Annotated in this window: 16 protein-coding genes and 1 pseudogene; 8 read left to right on the top strand and 9 right to left on the bottom strand. The window is 35.5% G+C overall.

Translation table 11 applies throughout. From position 1 onward, the window contains the following. The 8 genes and pseudogenes from WFK35_RS09945 to WFK35_RS09980 all read left to right on the top strand — a co-directional run. Positions 1-93: pseudogene (locus tag WFK35_RS09945) on the top strand (acyl-CoA thioesterase); the annotation flags it as partial. Next, positions 90-650, top strand: a complete 561-nt coding sequence (locus WFK35_RS09950; protein ID WP_336732536.1) for a helix-turn-helix domain-containing protein — start codon at positions 90-92, stop codon at positions 648-650. The pseudogene WFK35_RS09945 and the gene WFK35_RS09950, both read left to right, overlap by 4 nt. 179 nt (positions 651-829) lie before the next feature. Beyond that, on the top strand, positions 830-3,673 hold the full coding sequence (locus WFK35_RS09955) for a heavy metal translocating P-type ATPase (RefSeq protein ID WP_336732537.1): 2,844 nt from the start codon (positions 830-832) through the stop codon (positions 3,671-3,673). A gap of 240 nt (positions 3,674-3,913) precedes the next feature. Then, entirely contained in the window at positions 3,914-4,642 is a 729-nt protein-coding gene (locus WFK35_RS09960) for a DUF72 domain-containing protein (RefSeq protein ID WP_336732538.1), read from the top strand. 92 nt (positions 4,643-4,734) lie between these two features. Then, the gene (locus WFK35_RS09965; RefSeq protein ID WP_336732539.1) at positions 4,735-5,601 is read left to right on the top strand and encodes a polysaccharide deacetylase family protein; all 867 of its coding nucleotides are present in this window, start codon (positions 4,735-4,737) and stop codon (positions 5,599-5,601) included. 199 nt (positions 5,602-5,800) lie between these two features. Next, the gene (locus tag WFK35_RS09970) at positions 5,801-6,460 is read left to right on the top strand and encodes a YggS family pyridoxal phosphate-dependent enzyme (RefSeq protein WP_336732540.1); all 660 of its coding nucleotides are present in this window, start codon (positions 5,801-5,803) and stop codon (positions 6,458-6,460) included. A gap of 56 nt (positions 6,461-6,516) precedes the next feature. Next, positions 6,517-7,701 (top strand): sigma-54-dependent transcriptional regulator, encoded by a 1,185-nt coding sequence (locus tag WFK35_RS09975; RefSeq protein ID WP_302712858.1) that lies wholly within the window; start codon positions 6,517-6,519, stop codon positions 7,699-7,701. Positions 7,702-7,795: 94 nt separating this feature from the next. Further along, positions 7,796-9,157: an MATE family efflux transporter gene (locus tag WFK35_RS09980; RefSeq protein ID WP_336732541.1), complete on the top strand. Its 1,362-nt coding sequence runs from the start codon at positions 7,796-7,798 to the stop codon at positions 9,155-9,157. Between the two features lie 33 nt (positions 9,158-9,190). Here the strand turns inward: WFK35_RS09980 and WFK35_RS09985 are convergent, their stop codons facing one another. The 9 genes from WFK35_RS09985 to WFK35_RS10025 form a co-directional block, all read right to left on the bottom strand. Next, positions 9,191-9,730, bottom strand: coding sequence for a hypothetical protein (locus WFK35_RS09985; protein ID WP_336732542.1), 540 nt, complete (start codon positions 9,728-9,730; stop codon positions 9,191-9,193). Positions 9,731-9,866: 136 nt separating this feature from the next. Then, positions 9,867-10,382: a GNAT family N-acetyltransferase gene (locus WFK35_RS09990; RefSeq protein WP_336732543.1), complete on the bottom strand. Its 516-nt coding sequence runs from the start codon at positions 10,380-10,382 to the stop codon at positions 9,867-9,869. Between the two features lie 40 nt (positions 10,383-10,422). Then, positions 10,423-11,001 (bottom strand): Crp/Fnr family transcriptional regulator, encoded by a 579-nt coding sequence (locus tag WFK35_RS09995; protein ID WP_336732544.1) that lies wholly within the window; start codon positions 10,999-11,001, stop codon positions 10,423-10,425. A gap of 308 nt (positions 11,002-11,309) precedes the next feature. Continuing rightward, positions 11,310-11,738 carry a hypothetical protein gene (locus WFK35_RS10000; RefSeq protein WP_336732545.1) on the bottom strand — a complete coding sequence of 143 codons (429 nt, stop codon included), beginning with the start codon at positions 11,736-11,738 and terminating at the stop codon, positions 11,310-11,312. 222 nt (positions 11,739-11,960) lie between these two features. Continuing rightward, positions 11,961-14,363 carry an alpha/beta hydrolase family protein gene (locus WFK35_RS10005; protein WP_336732546.1) on the bottom strand — a complete coding sequence of 801 codons (2,403 nt, stop codon included), beginning with the start codon at positions 14,361-14,363 and terminating at the stop codon, positions 11,961-11,963. A gap of 463 nt (positions 14,364-14,826) precedes the next feature. Then, positions 14,827-15,255 (bottom strand): DoxX family protein, encoded by a 429-nt coding sequence (locus WFK35_RS10010; RefSeq protein ID WP_271161210.1) that lies wholly within the window; start codon positions 15,253-15,255, stop codon positions 14,827-14,829. Between the two features lie 68 nt (positions 15,256-15,323). Further along, positions 15,324-16,199, bottom strand: coding sequence for a GTPase Era (era, locus tag WFK35_RS10015; RefSeq protein WP_076390359.1), 876 nt, complete (start codon positions 16,197-16,199; stop codon positions 15,324-15,326). A gap of 113 nt (positions 16,200-16,312) precedes the next feature. After that, positions 16,313-17,215: a carbohydrate kinase family protein gene (locus WFK35_RS10020; RefSeq protein WP_336732547.1), complete on the bottom strand. Its 903-nt coding sequence runs from the start codon at positions 17,213-17,215 to the stop codon at positions 16,313-16,315. Between the two features lie 145 nt (positions 17,216-17,360). After that, positions 17,361-18,275: substrate-binding domain-containing protein (locus WFK35_RS10025; RefSeq protein ID WP_336732548.1), on the bottom strand; the 915-nt coding region annotated here is incomplete at its 5' end.

The following is an 18,275-nucleotide window of genomic DNA, read 5'->3' on the forward strand; positions in this document are numbered from 1 at the left end:
GTAAATCTCGACGAAAACGGAAATCCTGCCCCGCACGGAAAAACAAAAGTGGAATTTGTGAAAGACAGATTGAACAACCAGAACTCCTTATGAAGATTTTCATAAAAAATATGGTCTGCGGAAGATGTATTTCTGCTGTAGAAGGAATTTTCACGGAGATGAATATCCCTTTGAAATCCATTGCACTCGGAGAAGCGGAAACACAAAAGGATATTTCCGGCGATGATATGGAAAAACTGGAAAATCTTCTCCTAAAAACAGGTTTTGAAAGAATTAAAGACTCTGCCCATCAGTTAATTGAGAAAATTAAAAATTTAATTATCGTAAAAATCAGCGAACTGGATATTGATGAAAATTTCCTTTTGTCTGAATTTTTGATCTCCAAACTGCATAAAGATTACAGCGTCCTTTCCAAAACTTTTTCTCACAACGAAAACATCACGCTAGAACAGTTTTTCATCCTTCAGAAAATCGAAAAAGTAAAGGAACTTCTCCTCTATAACGAATTTACACTGACCGAAATTTCAGGAAAACTGGGATATAAAAGTGTTCAGCATTTATCATCTCAATTCAGAAACAGTACAGGCTTCACTCCTACTGAGTTCAAAAAATTAAAAGTCCATAACAGAAAACCGCTGGACCAGATTTAAGTTGGAGGGTGTAAGAATTAGAGAGTTTTTTGGGGCTTAAAATCGTGTGGATTCTCACTTCTACACTAAAACTCTAATACACTCTAACCCAAGCAACAGAATTCTGTAAACATTATCCTTAAATTTATAACAGGCTTCCGATTGCTTTTTGGAAATTTGTATCATAAATCAGAAGGATCATGCAAAAACAATATACAATTCATGGAATGACCTGTTCCGGATGCCAGAAAAAAATTTCTGACAAGCTGAACAGTTTAGAAAATATAAAAGCTGATATTGATCTCGAAAATAATACAGCAACTATTACTTCCGATAAAGATTTAGAAATCAATATTTTAAATAAAGCACTCGAAGAAATCGGCAACTACAAACTGGAAGATCCGGATAATCCTGAAAAAACCTTCATTAAACCACAGGACAGAGTTTCTCCGTCTTCGGTTTACTATTGCCCAATGGAATGTGAAGGCGATAAAGTTTATTTTCAGCAGGGAAAAAGATGTCCTGTCTGCAATATGTATCTGGTTCCTATTGAGGAAAAGCACGCAAAAGATCCGAATTTTAAACCTGCTTATTCCCAAACAAATCTACCTGAAAATTTCAAAGACAATATCGGAAAATACTACTGTCCGATGTTCTGCGAAAGCGATAAAATTTATCCTGAAAAGGGAGACTGCCCTGTCTGTAATATGCATCTGGAAGAAATTACAGAAAATTTAGTTAAAAATTCCACTTCAAATTCGCATCAACATTCTCACGATCACACCCATCATCATCACGAAGCACCGAAAGTAACCGATGCAATGGCAGGAAAATACTATTGTCCGATGTATTGCGAAGGCGATAAAGTCTACGACAGCAATGTCGGGTGTCCCGTTTGCGGAATGGATCTCGTAAAATATCCTGAGAAAAAAGCGGCAAAATACACCTGTCCGATGCATCCTGAAATCATTCGTGATGAGCCGGGAGACTGCCCGATCTGCGGAATGGATCTCGTAAGAATGCCCGACAAAAATGAGGAAGAAGATGAAACCTACAATATATTAAAAAAGAAATTCATCATTTCACTGGCTTTTACCATTCCTGTTTTCATTCTTTCGATGGGCGGAATGCTGTTTAATTTTCCTTTTTCCCATCAAACTCAGGGAATTATTGAATTGATTTTAACGCTTCCTGTCATTTTTTATTCAGGTTGGTTTTTAATGAAAAGAGGATTTGTTTCTTTCAAAACAGGAAACTTAAATATGTTCAGCCTGATTTTTCTCGGCGTTGCAGCCGCATTTATTTTCAGCATTGTCGCTTTGATTTTCCCGGATATAATTCCGCATGAAATTCGTGGCAGCCATCACGAAACTCCATTATATTTCGAAGCGGTCTGTGTTATTTTAACGCTGGTTATTTTAGGACAGTTGATGGAAGCTGCGGCGCACAAAAAAACAGGAAATGCCATCCGTGAACTGATGAATTTGTCACCAGATGAAGCCAATCTTATCGTTAATGGAGAAGAGAAAAAAGTACTGCTTTCACAGGTGAAAATCGGCGATTTATTAAAAGTAAAACCCGGTGAGAAAATTCCGGTAGACGGAAAAATAATGGAAGGAAATTCTGTAGTTGACGAAAGCATGATTACCGGAGAGCCGATTCCTGTTGAGAAAAATGTTCATGATAAAGTTTCTTCCGGAACCATCAACGGAAATCATGTTTTGATCATGAAAGCGGAAAAAGTTGGCGACGAAACCCTGCTTTCCCAAATTATCAAGATGGTTAACGAAGCAAGCCGAAGCAAAGCCCCGATTCAGAAACTCACAGATAAAGTTTCTAAAATATTTGTTCCGACGGTAATTTTCATTGCGGTTTTAACGTTTGTTTTATGGCAGTTTTTCGGTCCGGAAGGTCAGAAAACTCTGTTTGCTTTTGTGAATGCGGTTGCTGTTTTAATTGTAGCCTGTCCGTGCGCATTAGGCCTGGCAACACCTATGTCTCTGATGGTTGGAATTGGAAAAGGTGCAAAAAATGGTATCTTAATTAAAAACGCTGAAGCTCTCGAACAGATGAATAAGGTAAATGTGCTGATTACGGATAAAACAGGAACTTTAACCGAAGGAAAACCATCTGTAGAACATATTGAAACAATCAACAATGATCAAAATTCAATGCTGAAAATAGCCTATTCATTAAATCAGAATTCGGAACATCCGCTTTCAAATGCCGTGATTAAAAAAGCAAAAGCTGAAAATATAATTCCTGAAAAAGTAGAAGATTTCGAAAATATTTCAGGAAAAGGAATCAAAGGAAACATCAACGGAAAAATGGTTTTTCTTGGAAACGAAAGTCTTTTAACCTCGCATCAGATTTCTCTTCCTCAAAATATAAAACAAAAGGCGGAAGAAATTCAGTCAAAAGCGCACACCATTTCTTATGTTGCTCAGGAAAACGAAGTTTTAGGATTCATCAGTTTTACCGATAAAATTAAAGAAAGTTCTAAAAAAGCAGTTCAGCAGTTATTAAATGAAGGAATTGACATTATTATGATGACCGGAGACAATGAAAATACCGCAAAAGCCGTTGCAAACGAATTGGGTATCCGACATTTTAAAGCAAACTGTCTTCCTGAAGATAAATTAAATGAAGTAAAAAAACTTCAGAAACAAGGGAAAATTGTAGCGATGACCGGCGACGGAATCAACGACTCTCCTGCTTTAGCTCAGGCAAACATCGGAATTGCGATGGGAACAGGAACCGATGTTGCTATCGAAAGTGCAGAAATTACTTTGCTTAAAGGTGATATTTTAGGCGTTGCAAAAGCAAAACTGTTAAGTGAAAAATTACTGAAAAATATTAAAGAGAATCTGTTTTTCGCTTTTATATACAATGTTTTGGGAGTTCCCGTTGCGGCAGGATTATTGTATCCCTTTTTTGAAATCCTGTTATCTCCGATGATTGCAGCCGCGGCGATGAGTTTTAGTTCTCTTTCAGTTATTCTGAACTCTCTGCGACTGAATTCGGTGGATCTGGATATTGAATAAATTTTTCTCGCAGATTTGGAGACTAAAATAACTGATTATCAATAAAAAAAATCACAATAACGTTTAAAAATCTTTGATTTTTATTCTTTTGAGAACTTTAAAAATTCTGATAATCGCTGTATTAATGTCTTTTGCAACTTTTGCGGTTAATTCTGAATTTGTTTAAAACAGGCTTATTAATAAACGTAAATAATAACAGTACAGTTATCTCCTAAATCTGCGAAAGTAAAAAGCAACAATATGAAAAAAGAAAATTTATACATCGGCTGTTCCGGATTTTACAATAACGACTGGAAGGGTTCATTATATCCGAAAGATTCGAAAAGTAAAGACTTTCTAATCATTTATTCAAAGGAGTTTAACTGTGTGGAAATTAATTCTACTTTTTACAGAAAACCTACCGCAAAAACGTTGTTGAAATGGTATGACGAAACGCCCGGTGATTTTAAATTTTTCATTAAAATTCCGAAAACCATTTCCCATGAAAAGCGAATGAAAGACTGTAAAGAAGAAATTGCGGAATTCTGTCATCATATTAAATCTCATCTGAAGGAAAAACTGTCCGGATTTCTGTATCAGTTTCCTCCATCTTTTAAAAATACTCAGGAAAATATTGATTTAATCCTTAACAATCTTGATTTTAGTTATCTGAATGTCATTGAATTCCGTCACGAATCGTGGTGGAATGAAGCGGTATTTAAAATTTTGGAAGAAAATAAGGTCATTTTTTCCGGTGTCAGTTTTCCTGGAAATCTACCGGAAGATGTCATTATCAAAGATTCTGAAGTTTTATATTATCGGCTTCACGGAAAACCTGTGCTTTACAAATCTGAATACAGCAATGAATTCCTTGAAAATCTAGCCAAAAAGATTAAAAATTTACAACATAAATCATTTATCTTTTTCAATAATACGTGGGGAAATGCTGCCATTAAAAATTCACTGTATTTAAAGAAAATTCTGGAGTAAAAAGTCAAAAATAAGTGAAATTTGGCGTAATTTTTGTTAAGAATAATTTGGAAAAATTAACAATTTTTAACAACAAAATTCCATTAAATTTTATGACAAAAACTTTTGCGGAAAAGTCTAAAAACAAGACTTTTCTCGGGATGTTTGCATTGGTGAGTGCAACTTCAATCTTATTCAACAGCTGTAATCAAAAAAAAGACAAGAAAGAATCTGAAAAACTGATTCCGAAAGACCATCCCGTCGCAAAAATTGTCCCCAAACTTGATGATGAAAATGTTCCTTCAGATAAAAGAGTCATTTATCTGACCTTTGATGACGGTCCCAATCGGGGAACCGAAAATCTCCTGAAAATTTTACACAAAAGAAACATCTGCGCCACCGCATTTCTTGTAGGCAAACACGCTTACGGAAGCAAAAAGCAGCAGGAAGATCTGGAACTGTTAAGAAAAGATCATTTAATAGAACTTGCGAATCACAGTTTCACGCACGCGCACAACAAGTACACCGATTTTTACAAAAATCCGGCGGGTGTTGTTGAAGATTTTAATGCGGCAAAAGACAGTCTGAAACTGTATGATAAAATCGCGAGAACTCCCGGAAGAAATATCTGGAGACTGAATAACATTACCGTGACCGACCTGAAAAGTTCAACGGAAGCCGCAGATAAACTAAAACAGGCAGGTTACAAAGTAATCGGTTGGGATCTTGAGTGGAAACCGACCAGTAAAATGGCATTAAAAGGAAAACATGAAGAAATGCTGAAAAAAGTAGACAGTATTTTCTTTAATGATCTTGAAAAAACTTCAAGACATCTGGTTTTTCTTACGCATGACCAGTATTTAACCGATGCAGATTCCATAAATGAACTCGATCTTTTTATTGAAAAACTCCAGAAAAGCAACCGTTTTGTTTTCAGAAAAATATCGGAATATCCTAAAATTAATGAGGTTTTGAATTAAATTTAATATACATTTTTAACCATTGTGTTTGTCATTCTGACGAAGGAAGAATCTAAGTTATAGTATTGGAGATTCTTCACTCCACTTCGTTTCGATCAGAATGACAAACACATTTTTTTAACTCAAAAACAAATATCTCATAACTAAAAATTTCAATATTCATTAGCTTTTCCTCTTGAAAATTCGGAAATTTGCCATTATGAGTATTCAGGAAAATTACAATCATATTAAAAGCCAGCTTCCTTCCGGTGTACAGTTGGTTGCTGTTTCAAAAACACATCCTGTTTCTGCGATTCAGAAAGTTTATGATCTTGGACAGAGAGTTTTTGGTGAAAATAAAGTGCAGGAAGTCGCAGAAAAGTACCCTCTTCTTCCCAAAGATATTCAGTGGCATCTGATCGGGCATCTTCAGACGAATAAAGTAAAATATATTGCTGAATTTGTAGATACGATCCAAAGCGTAGATTCTGAAAAGCTGATCCGTGAGATCAATAAAGAAGCAGCAAAGCACAACCGGATTATTAAAGTATTGCTTCAGGTGAAAATTGCGGAGGAAGAAAGTAAATTCGGACTGGATATCAATGAAGCCAAAGATTTGTTTGAACAATATCTCAACGGAGAATTTCAGAATATTGAAATTACCGGATTGATGGGAATGGCAACTTTCACGGACGATAAAGATCAGGTAAAGAAGGAATTTTTAAACCTGAAAAGTCTTTTTGATGAATTAAATCAATTAAAAAAGCTCGAAACATTATCAATGGGAATGAGTGACGATTTTCCGATTGCCATTGAATGTGGTGCCAATTCCGTAAGAGTGGGATCTGCGATTTTCGGGAGAAGAGATTATTCTAATTAGACGATTAGGTATAGTTTTTGCTAATAATTCAATCAAAAAAATCTAAATTTGCAACTATGCAAAAAATCCTTATTGTAGAAGACGAAAAAGCAATCTCAGGAGTACTCCACAGTATTCTTTCTGACGAACTAACCGACTATGAATTTGTAATCGCCGAAGACGGGCTTGAAGGCTATAAACAGGTAGAAAAAGAAGATTTCGCATTGGTGATTTCCGATATCAAAATGCCTAAACTTTCAGGTACTGAACTTTTAAAGCAAAGTTTAGCGCTGAAACCGGAATCCACTTTTATTATGATTTCCGGACACGCAGATATCGATTCTGCGGTTTCATGCCTTAGAGACGGTGCTTACGATTTCATTTCCAAGCCAATCGACATCAACAGACTGATTACGAGCGTTAAAAATGCTTTAGCCAAAGAAACACTGAAGAAAGAAAATAAAAATCTTCAGACAGAAAATAAAACGCTAAAGAAAAAGGTAAATAAAAAATACCAGATGATCGGCGAATCGGCAGGCTTGAAGAAAATTCAGGATATGATCGAAAAAGTTGCTGTTTCTGATGCAAGGGTTTTAATTACAGGACCAAACGGAGCAGGAAAAGAGCTTGTTGCACATGCGATTCATAACCAAAGCGACAGAGCAAGAGGTCCTATGGTAGAAGTTAACTGTGCGGCGATTCCTTCTGAACTGATTGAATCTGAATTATTTGGTCACGTAAAAGGATCTTTTACAGGAGCTATTAAGGATAAGCAGGGGAAATTTGAGCAGGCAAACGGTGGAACAATTTTCCTCGACGAGATCGGAGATATGAGCTTAATTGCTCAGGCAAAAGTGTTGAGAGCATTACAGGAAAGTAAAGTTTCGCCTGTAGGAAGCGATAAGGAAATTAAGGTGGATGTAAGAGTTCTTGCTGCAACCAATAAAAATATGCAGAAGGAAATTGAAGCGGGAAGATTCAGAGAAGATCTTTACCACAGACTTTCTGTGATTGAAATCTACGTTCCGCCATTGGATGAAAGAAAAGAGGACATCAGGTTACTGGTTGAGCATTTCTCCGGAATGATTGCCGATGAACATGGTACTGCTGTAAAGAAATTCGATGATAAGGCGATTGAAGCTTTAAAAGCGCTTTCATGGACCGGAAATATCAGAGAATTGAGAAATGTTGTAGAAAGATTGATTATTTTAGGAGGAAATACGGTTTCTGCCGAAGACGTTGCAAGTTTTGTAAGGAAGTAATATAATGGTTACTTTAAAATAAATTATGAAAATTGCAGTATCATTTGTTACTGCAATTTTTTTTGAATAAAAACTATATGAATTGTAAACAATTATGAACTTTTTAAATAAAAACTATACGAAAGAATGCCTCACGCTGGCTCTTCCTGTGATGTTAACGCAGGTCGGGCAGGTTTCAGTGAATCTTTTCGATAATATTATTGTAGGAAATCTTTTGGGAGCCGATGCTCTGGCTTCAGTTTCATTGGGAAATGCTGTGTTTTTCTCAATGTTTGTATTGGCTTTGGGATTTTCTTTTGCCATTCCGCCTTTGGTTTCGGAAGCGCATTCGAAACATGACCATAAGACGATTAATTCTGTCTTCAGTCATGGTTTTGTGATTAATATGACGGTGGGAATTTTGCTGATGGGGATTTTACTTCTGGGAATGCCGCTGCTTTACAAATCCGGACAGCCGGAGAAGATCATTCCGGATACGGTTGATTTTTTAACGATTATGGCAATCAGCATTGTTCCTTTTATGGCTTTTCAGACGTTAAGAGAAGTTTCGGAAGGGCTTTCTTACACCATCGGAGTTACTAAAGCGACCATTATTGCCAATGTTATTAATATCGTTTTAAATTATGTTTTTATTAAAGGACTTTGGATTTTTCCTGAAATGGGGGTAAAAGGTTCTGCCTTGGCAAGTTTAATTGCGAGAATTTTCATGGTGGTTTTTCTGTATTTTGTGCTTTCCAATGAGAAAAAGACAAAACAGTATATCAAAGATTTTTCGTTAAAAATTGAAGTTTTTTCAAAGAAAATGTTTGAAAAAATGATAAGACTCGGTTTTCCGACGGCTTTACAGATGTTTTTTGAAGTGACGGCTTTTGCGGGAGCAGCTTTTATCTGTGGGTTAATTTCGGCGCACGACATTGCTTCTCATCAGATTGCGTTAAGCATGGCTTCTTTTACTTTTAATTTATGCATCGGTTTCAGTGTGGCTTCAACGGTGATGATCGGGAGAAAACTGGGCGAACAGAATTTTATTGAATTAAGAAAGGTAGGAATCAACAATCTGAAAATTGCCTTTATCTTTATGTGCATCTGCGGAATTGTTTTCGTTCTCGGACGAAATATTCTTCCGACATTTTTTACAAAAAAAGAGGAAGTTGAAGTAATTGCTTTAGCATCTAAATTAATGATAATTGCCGCATTATTCCAGCTTTCGGATGGAATTCAGGTGACAGCTTTGGGAATGCTGAGAGGATTGCAGGATGTTAAAATTCCTTCTATCTATACATTTATTGCGTATTGGGTTATCACAATTCCTTTAGGATATTTCCTTTGTGTAACCATGAAAATGGGTGCTTTCGGAATGTGGATCGCTTTAGGACTGGGATTAACGGTTTCCGCGGTCATGCTGGTCAAACGGTTTTTGAATATGTCTGCAAAGAGAATTAAGCAGAATTTGTAATAGGAAATCGGTCTTTTGGGATCGCTTTTTTATTTAAATTTGTTTTTTTAATTCTTTGACAAGACCATAATATGATAATTCTCTTCTTTTTGTTTTTGTTTCATTTTCGTATATCTCTTTCACTTGGGGAATTTGTAAATTTTCAAGAATTCCACTTTTCCATGCAATCCAAACATCTTTAGGAATTCTACCTTTTGCATACCACAAATACTCTTCTGAAGAAAGATTAAAATAATCGATAATGAGTTTGATTTCATCTTCTGTAAGTATCTTTGTCGTATTTATTTTTAACTCGTTAAATAAATCATTTAATTTATTATCATATCTATTATTAAAGGCTTCAAATAAATTTTTAAATAAATTATCTTCATCACTTATTTGCTTCAAAACACCAATATAAAATGTTACAAAAGATCCTAAAATCGGTAATAATAATTCCTTTTCTATACATTTAAAATAAGAAAATAATATAATTGATAAAGACAACAGGATAAATAATCCATTTGAAATGATTTTTGTTGAATGAGATCTCATATTATTAGTTTTTACTAAAATACGATTTTTTTTTTCCATGTTAGCGAGAGCGCCTCGCTTGTGTTTATGCCTTCATTTAATGTATTTCTTCCACGAGCGAAACACTCGCGCAAGCAAATAAAAGCCTGCATATTTCTTGAGATTGCTTCGTCGCTTCGCTCCTCGCAATGACAAGCTACCCTACTCTTTTTCCCAAAATCACCAAAGTTCTTTCAACGCCATCCAAAACTGCTACATCCGGAAAAACGCCCCAGTCTTCAAAACCAAAGTGTCGGAACAGTTTCAGGCTGGGTTCATTATGTAAAAAGATGAATCCCAATAATGTTTTTACTTCAAATTTTGGTGCGTTATCAATGCAGTATTGCAGTACTTTTTTTCCGTAGCCTTTTCCGCGCGAGCTTTCGTACATGTAAATGCTGAGTTCCACCGTTCCGTTGTATGCCGGTCTTCCGTAGAATGATGAAAAGCTAACCCAACCTAAGATTTCGTTCTGTTCATTTTCAATGACCCAAAGTGGTCTTTTTTCAGGATGGTGGTCATGAAACCATTCGATTCTGCTTTCTACAGAGATATTTTCTGTATCGGCAGTTACCATTCTCGAAGGAATGGTTGAGTTGTAAATTTCTACAATTTTGGGTAAATCTTTCAGTTCAGCATTCCTGAATTTCAGTTCTTCCATTGATTTCAGCATATTTCTGCAAAGATAAAAGAAGCGTTTAAATCTGTTGAATTTATTCTTCAGAATTATTCTCCTGAAGCTCTTCCAAAGCTCGGTTCAGGCTTTCTACGGTAGTTCCGAGATAAGTTGCCATATCTTCTTTTGAAATTTCCATTTCTCTGGATTTCACTTCCAAAAGTTGTGAAAGTGTATGTTCTGTCTTGTGAAGCTGCTGATAAGAGGCGCGGCTTGAAGTATTGAAAATACGCTCTGCAAAAACATCCAACAATAAATTATTGAGGGTAAGGTCTTTTTTGATCAATGCCTGGAAATAGGGAATCGACATCGAATAAACGGTAACTTCCGTAATCGCTTCAATGCTGCAGATGCAGGGAACATTTTTAATGACTTCGATTTCACCGATGATCTCTCCTTTTCCCATAAATTCCACAATATATTCTTTTCCGTTTTCTTCCACGAAATAGCATTTGGTAATGCCGCTTTTAACGAGCATGATCTTTGTAGAGATCTGATTTTGAATTAATATTTTATCGCCTTTTTCAAAAGATTCTAAAACAATATTCCCTTTATGTTCTTCACTGCTGTACAATCCTTGAAGGTAGTCTAAAAATGTCTGATTGGTTCTTAACATATTTTTTCGGAATCAATGTTCCTGTTTTTTTTTATTTTTTACTGAATTTTGCGGGCTGAAAATTACAAAAACTAAAGTAAACAGAATATGAATAATGTAAGCAATCAAATTATTTTTTGATGTTCCGGTAAAGTCTGCCTGAATCTAATTGTCTGTAACTTTTTAGCATTATTTTTCTTAACATATTCTTCTCCGATTGATTTTAACTGAATATCTGTTTAATAGACTTTGAAATTAAATCTGCATTATCAGCAAAATCAGCGAGAAATAAATCTAATACAAAATGAAAACAGCTTTTTAAAACAATTCTATATGATTTTCTGAAAATTCATCAGTTCTAAATTATTTTTCCAACCACCAGATTCCATCATAGAAATGATAATCATCTTTTTAAACTCTTCAAATTGTGTCGTTTCACCCTTCACGACAGCATTTTTCCACGGACTTTGGTGTTCCGGAATGAAATACTGCACCGCAAATACTTCGTGAGACTCTGATTTAAATCCTATAATTTCAACATAATGTCTATCCTCTTCATCGTTATTGAATAAAAGCAAATGTGTATGTGAAGTCAAACCATAAATGAACGTATCTTTAAAAGTATCATTCATAAAATCCAAAATTTTAAGCATCGGAATTCCTGCATTTCCAAATGTATCTCCCGGTTTGGGAAGAAATTCTTTATAAAAATCCTGAAGCGACTGTCTGCTTTGTTCTGAACGTCTTACGATTGGCATTTGAATTTTTTAACAAAGAAAGTAAAAACCCGCCCAAAATTGAACGAGTTTTTAATTAATTTATATGATTGTCCATTATTTGTCATAATTGGAAAAATCTTTGAGTTCTTTGCTGAGTGAAACGCCCTTGCGAACTTAAAAACAGTTAGTATATAAAGAATCTTTGCGAGTTCTTTGCGTTAAAAAAACAGTATGTTTAATAGCGGATAATCAATTAATTTATTATTTTTTCAAACATTTCTCCAGAAACTGATCCTGTTCCCAAAGCAAATGAAGAATATTTTCTTTCGCTGCATATCCGTGAGCTTCTTTTGGCAGAAGAACCATTTTTACTGGTGCGCCAAGATTTTTAAGCGCCTGAAAATATCTTTCTGTCTGTAAAGTGAAAGTTCCGGGATTGTTGTCTGCATCTCCATGAACCAGTAAAAGCGGTGTTTTCATCTTATCCGCATTCATAAAAGGTGACATCGTGTTATAGATTTCCGGAACATCCCAGTAATTTCTCTGTTCGCTCTGAAAACCAAAAGGCGTCAAAGTTCTGTTATACGCTCCACTTCTCGCAATTCCGCACGCGAAAAGCTTGGAATGGGTTAAAAGATTAGCTGTCATAAACGCTCCGTAAGAATGTCCTCCCACAGCCACTTTTTTCTTATCAATATAACCTAACTGATCTACCGCGTTGATTGCCGCTTCTGCATTAGCAACCAATTGAGGAATAAATGTATCATTCGGTTCTGTTTTTCCTTCTCCGATGATCGGGAATGCAGCATCATCCAAAACCGCATATCCTTTCGTTGTCCAATAAACGAAAGAACCATAGTAAGGGAAAGTGAAATCGTTTGGATTCTGTGTATTCTGTCCTGCCGTGTTTTTATCTTTATATTCAGTAGGATAAGCCCAGATCAGCAACGGTAATTTTTCCGTTTTTGCCTTTCTGTCGTAATTAGCAGGAAGATAAAGTGTTCCGGTAAGTGTAACGCCGTCGTTTCTTTTATACGTAATTACTTCTTTGTAGACATCTTTAATACTTTCAAAAGGATTCGCAAAATTGGTTACCGCTTCTGTCTTACTGGATTTAATGCTCTTTTTAAAATAGTTCGGGTACTGACTAGAAGACTGCTGAATCGTAAGAACTTCTCCTTTGGCAGGATTTAAAATATCAATAATTTCTTCCTTGGAATTTTTAAGATTGGAAGTATACAGTCTTTTCTTTTTCATGGTTTTCACATCCATCTCATCGATGAAAGGATGCTGTCCGTCTTTTGTAAATCCGGCTCCGATGAGGTAAGACTTTCCTCCTTTCATGTCTACAACGTATCTTCCGTACTGATTTTTTGTGGTGTTGAAATTTCCGGGATCGCTGTACACATCCTGATAATTTCTGTCGTCAATGACTTTAGATTCTCCATTATTTAAATCAACCAAGAAAGATTTTGTATTTCTTGTATCATACCACCCTTCGGAAACAATGGCGTAATGATCATTCGTCCAGCTTACATCAGAGTATCTTTGCTTTGTTTTAAAGAAAGATTTCGGAGCATTGCTGAAAGGAGCTTCCCATGTAAAAATTTCATCTCTGAATTCTGCGTTTTTATACTGATCTCCTCCGTCCAGAGCTTCTGCATATACCAAAGTTGCCGGCATATCGCTTCTCCACCCCATATCTCTTTTTCCGGTTCTTACGGAAGAGAATCCTTTTGGCATGATTTCGTTCAGAGGTGTTTCGTTTACAACTTTCACCACATTTCCGTTCATGTCATACACCGTGGTCATCATCGGAAATCTGCTTAGTGGAACAATGTAAGAAAACGGTTTTTTAATGGTTGTCGCCATCAGATAATTTCCGTCCGGCGAGAAACTTAATCCGGAATACATATCCTGATCTTTTATTTTCTTTAAAGTTCCGTTCAGATCAACATTATAAATTTCTGAAGCGGTTAAAACCTCAAAATTCTTTTCATCCTGCGGATTTTTTAGAAGATCCTGATACGTTCTGTTCTGCGAAACTTTTCCGTCTGCCGTAGAAACAATGGGACCAGTCGGAAGATCTTTGCTTGAATCGATTAAAGCAGGTCTGTTTTGCGGAAGGGTTTTAATTAATAAATTCTGAGAATCTTTGTACCAGATATAAGGACTTCCCAAATTTGCATTTAAGTTATCGGAAGTTATTTTTTTTGCGGTAGCGGTTTCAAGGTCTATAATCCAAAGTTCTACTCCTTTATTGGTAGTATTCGTAAAAGCTAGCTTTTTTTCATCCGGAGAAAATGATGTATTGGCGATTTTTGGATTGGAAGGTAAATTTTTAACCTGAACTTCCGTTTTATCGTTCATTTTTCTCACTTTCAGGTTATTGGCATACGTTGCTGAACTTGAAATATTGGTTACCGGATTTATTCTCAATCCTCCCAGTTTCATTTCCTGCTGACTTAAATCTTCCAGTGTTTTGTAAGTCGGACGGTAGGTAAAAACAATCCAGTCTTTTTTACTGTTCATCAAAACACTTGGCGGTCTTTCATAATCAGCCAGTTTCAGTATTTCCGGTGATGGCTTTTGGTAGGTAATATTTTCCTGCGCTTCATAAAAATTAAGGAATGCAAGAAGGCATATGGTCAGTTTTATCTTCATAATAATTTCAATTTCCACGAAATTAATGAAAATTAGAGAATATGCAAGGATATACTAAAACACCTTTACGTGATTTAATAAAATAATATTATCTTTAGTATTCATCAAATTCAGAATCATTATGAAAAAATTGAAAAAAATTCCTTATTAATCATACCGCTTTTTAACGCAGAGAATCGCTAAGATTATTTTATATACCAACTGTTTTTAAATTCGCAAAGGCGTTTCACTCAGCAAATAACTCAAAGATTTTCAGTTATGTTAAATAACGGACAATCAAAAAAAATTAGAATGAAATTAACTTTGTAAAATGATCGGCGAAAATACAAACCCTGCATGAAAATCGATGAAACAAGTGAACTTCCGAAATGGAGCTGCATCCCGTCCAACCTTCCCTGCAATACTTAGAAACAAAAAGAGCGGTTGAAACAACTGCTCTTTTTAATCTATATTATAAAAATAATTACCAATCGTTGGCTCTTTTCCTTTTCTCAATCATGTAATCGACTGAAAATTTTCCGACTCCGAAAACCATCAGTAAGAGATAGACGGAAAGATAAATGAGACTCATTTCCCGCTTTTCAAAAGGATCTGCTCCATGAACAACGAAACCCGCAATAATCATGGTAAACATCAGAAATCCTAATGAAATTCTTGAAAATAATCCTAAAATAAGGAGAATTGAACAGGCAAATTCTGCGAAAACCGTTAGACCTAAAGTGATCTGCGATCCTAATCCTAAAAAATCAAAAAAATCTGATTTACCTTCTAAAAGCATCTGAAGCTTCGGAAAACCGTGAGAGAGCATGGCAAAGCCAATGAAAACCCGCACGATAAGCAATGCAACATCTTTTAAAACAGAATCTGAATTTGTTGTGTTCGAATAGTTCATTAAAAGCAATTTACATTTAAAGATAGTGAAAATTCTTTTAATAGAACGGCTTTTAGGTGGTTTTTAGTCTATCTGTACCCGAAATTTTTCAAATCTCTGTCGTTTTTTCTCCAGTCTTTTTTTACTTTAACAAAAAGATTCAGGTGAATTTTTTTATTGAAGAATTTTTCAAGATCCAGTCTGGATTCTGTCCCTACTTTTTTAATTGCTTCTCCTTTATGTCCGATGATAATTCCTTTCTGGGTATCTCTTTCCACATAAATAATAGAATCGATGAAAATAATTCCTTCCTTTTCCTTGAACTGTTCCGTAACCACTTCCACAGAATACGGAATTTCTTTTTCGTAATTCAAGAGGATTTTCTCACGGATTGCTTCATTTACAAAGAATCTTTCGGGCTTATCTGTATACTGATCTTTATCGTAATAAGGCGGATTTTCCGGTAGTAAAGATTTAAGCTTTGGTAAAATAATGTCTGTATTAAAAGCATTCAATGCAGAAATAGGCAGGATTTCCGCTTTCGGGATTCTCTCATGCCATGTTTCTACCAGTTTTTCCAGACCTTCCTGGTTGGTCTGGTCTACTTTATTCAGCAAAAGCAAAACAGGTACAGGAATTTTGTTCAGCTTATCAATCAGAAATTCCGAAGGTTCAGCTTTGTCGGTAACATCTACAATGAAAAGGAAAACATCGGCATCCTGCAAAGAATCCTTTACAAAATCCATCATTTTTTCCTGTAAACCATATTTCGGATCCAGAACTCCGGGAGTATCTGAAAATACGATCTGTAAGTCTTCTTCGTTATAAATTCCGAAAATTCTGTGTCGTGTTGTCTGAGCCTTTTGGGTTACAATCGCCAGTTTCTCTCCCATCAGTTGATTCAACAAGGTAGATTTTCCGGCATTGGGCTTTCCGACTATATTTACAAATCCTGCTTTGTGCATAAAAATTATATTAGGATTTGCAAAGTTACTAAACTTAATCGGTCTTTGGAATTAATTGGAAACTTTTACCGACAAAAAAGACTTTTCCGGTCTGAAAAAGTCTTTAATTTTTATTAGAATTTTGATTCTTTAAATTTTTGAAATTCGGAGTAACTGTAATCCGGACACGCACCTGATTTTGAAGTGATGAAAGCTCCTAAAGCAATTCCTTCCTTAATAATTTCTTCAGGCTCCTGATTCTGAATTCTTTTGGAAATAAAACCGGCAAGAAAAGAATCGCCGCTTCCCACTGTATCTGCAATGGTGATGGGAAAGGCAGGAAAACTATAATTTTGATCTCCTACAAAATACCCTGCACCTTTGCTTCCTTTGGTTAAAATAATTTCATTAACCTTAAATTCTTTCTGAATAAATACAACACTTTCTTCTTCGCTTGTATATTCTTCACCCATAAATTCAAGAATCTGCTTCATTTCCGCTTTGTTCATCTTTACAATATCGGCTTTATTCAACAATATTTTAATGAATTCAAAATCGATGAAAGGCGGTCTGAAATTTACATCAAAGATTTTCAGTTTTGCCAATTCAAGCAGTTGAAGCAAGGTTTCTCTGGTCTTTTCATTTCTCGCAGAAAGACTTCCGAAAACAAAAGCTTCCGCATTGGCAACCAAATCTTGGTGTTCAGGAAGAAAATCTATAAAATCCCATGCTACATTTTCAACGATTTCGTAGCTGGCTTCATTATGCTCATCAATTTTAGCGATCACCGTACTCGTAGGATGAACTTCATCTACCTGAATAAAATCTGTGGTAATTCCCCAACTTTTAATTTTATCGGTTAATTTTTCTCCCAGTTCATCCTTTCCTGTTTTGCTCAGCATTTTTACATCTATGCCCATTTTATGAACATTATATGCTACATTAAAAGGTGCGCCTCCCGCTCTTGAACCTTCAGGAAAAATATCCCAAAGAACTTCTCCAAAACAAACTATATAGGGATTTTTATTTTTTATCATTAATTTGGTGGTAATTTAAACGCAAAGTTCGCAAATATTTTTTTGACTACTAAACTGTTTTTAAGTTATACAAAGGCGTTCCACTTAAAAAAGAACACTAAGTTTTAATACTTTAAACGGATATTAAAAATTATTTAAATATTAATTATTTTACAGAGCTTCTTTCCATAAATTTAGCATGGAAGGTTACTCTTTTTCCGTTTGTTGTATAATTGTTTATTTGATTATCCAAAAGTTTTACCGATTCTCTTGCCATATCATACAATGGCTGCTGTACAAATGAAACTTCCCTCGGGAAAAGATAATAGGCTTCGGTTTCGTCGAACGCAACCAATGAAACCTGTTCGGGAACACTGATATTATGATCGATTAAATATCTGAGTCCTGCAATTCCCAGTTTATTACTTGAAAAATAGATGGCTGTTTTTTTGGAAAGATCCAGATTTTCCTGCATTTTCTGATGCACTTCTTCGGTAATATTATGAATTCCGATTAAGATTCTTTTCGCCGAAATATCAGATTTTGCAATTCTTCGGTCAAAACCGTCCTGTCTGTCCAGCAAATGCGGTAGCTCTGTATCGTAACCTACATAAATAATTTCATCGAAATCTTTTTTTACCAGATGATCGCAAATATGTTCTGAAATTTCTGAATTGTTGATCATTACGCCCGGAAGACTTACATTTTTAAGATAGCGGTCGATGGTTACAATCGGATATTCTTCCTGAATGAGTTTATTGATGGCTTCATCCGAATCCACAACCGGGGCGATAATCATTCCGTCGACCTGCTGTTCTGAGAAAAGCTCTGTCAGTTTTTTAAATTTTTCAGGATTTTCATCGCAGCTTCCGATCAGAAGTGTATAACCCAGCTTCATGGCTTCATCTTCAATATTTCTTGCAATGTTGGAGTAAAAGTCGTTTGAAATATCTGCAACAATCAACCCGATAAGCTTCGTTTTGTTCATTTTCAGACTTTTGGCAATTTTATTCGGGGTATAATTGATGCTTTTTGCAACGTCAAGAATTCTGGTTTTGGTCGCTTCACTAATTCTGCTTCC

The organism is Chryseobacterium sp. VD8 (assembly GCF_037149975.1).
Taxonomy (GTDB): Bacteria; Bacteroidota; Bacteroidia; order Flavobacteriales; family Weeksellaceae; genus Chryseobacterium; species Chryseobacterium indicum.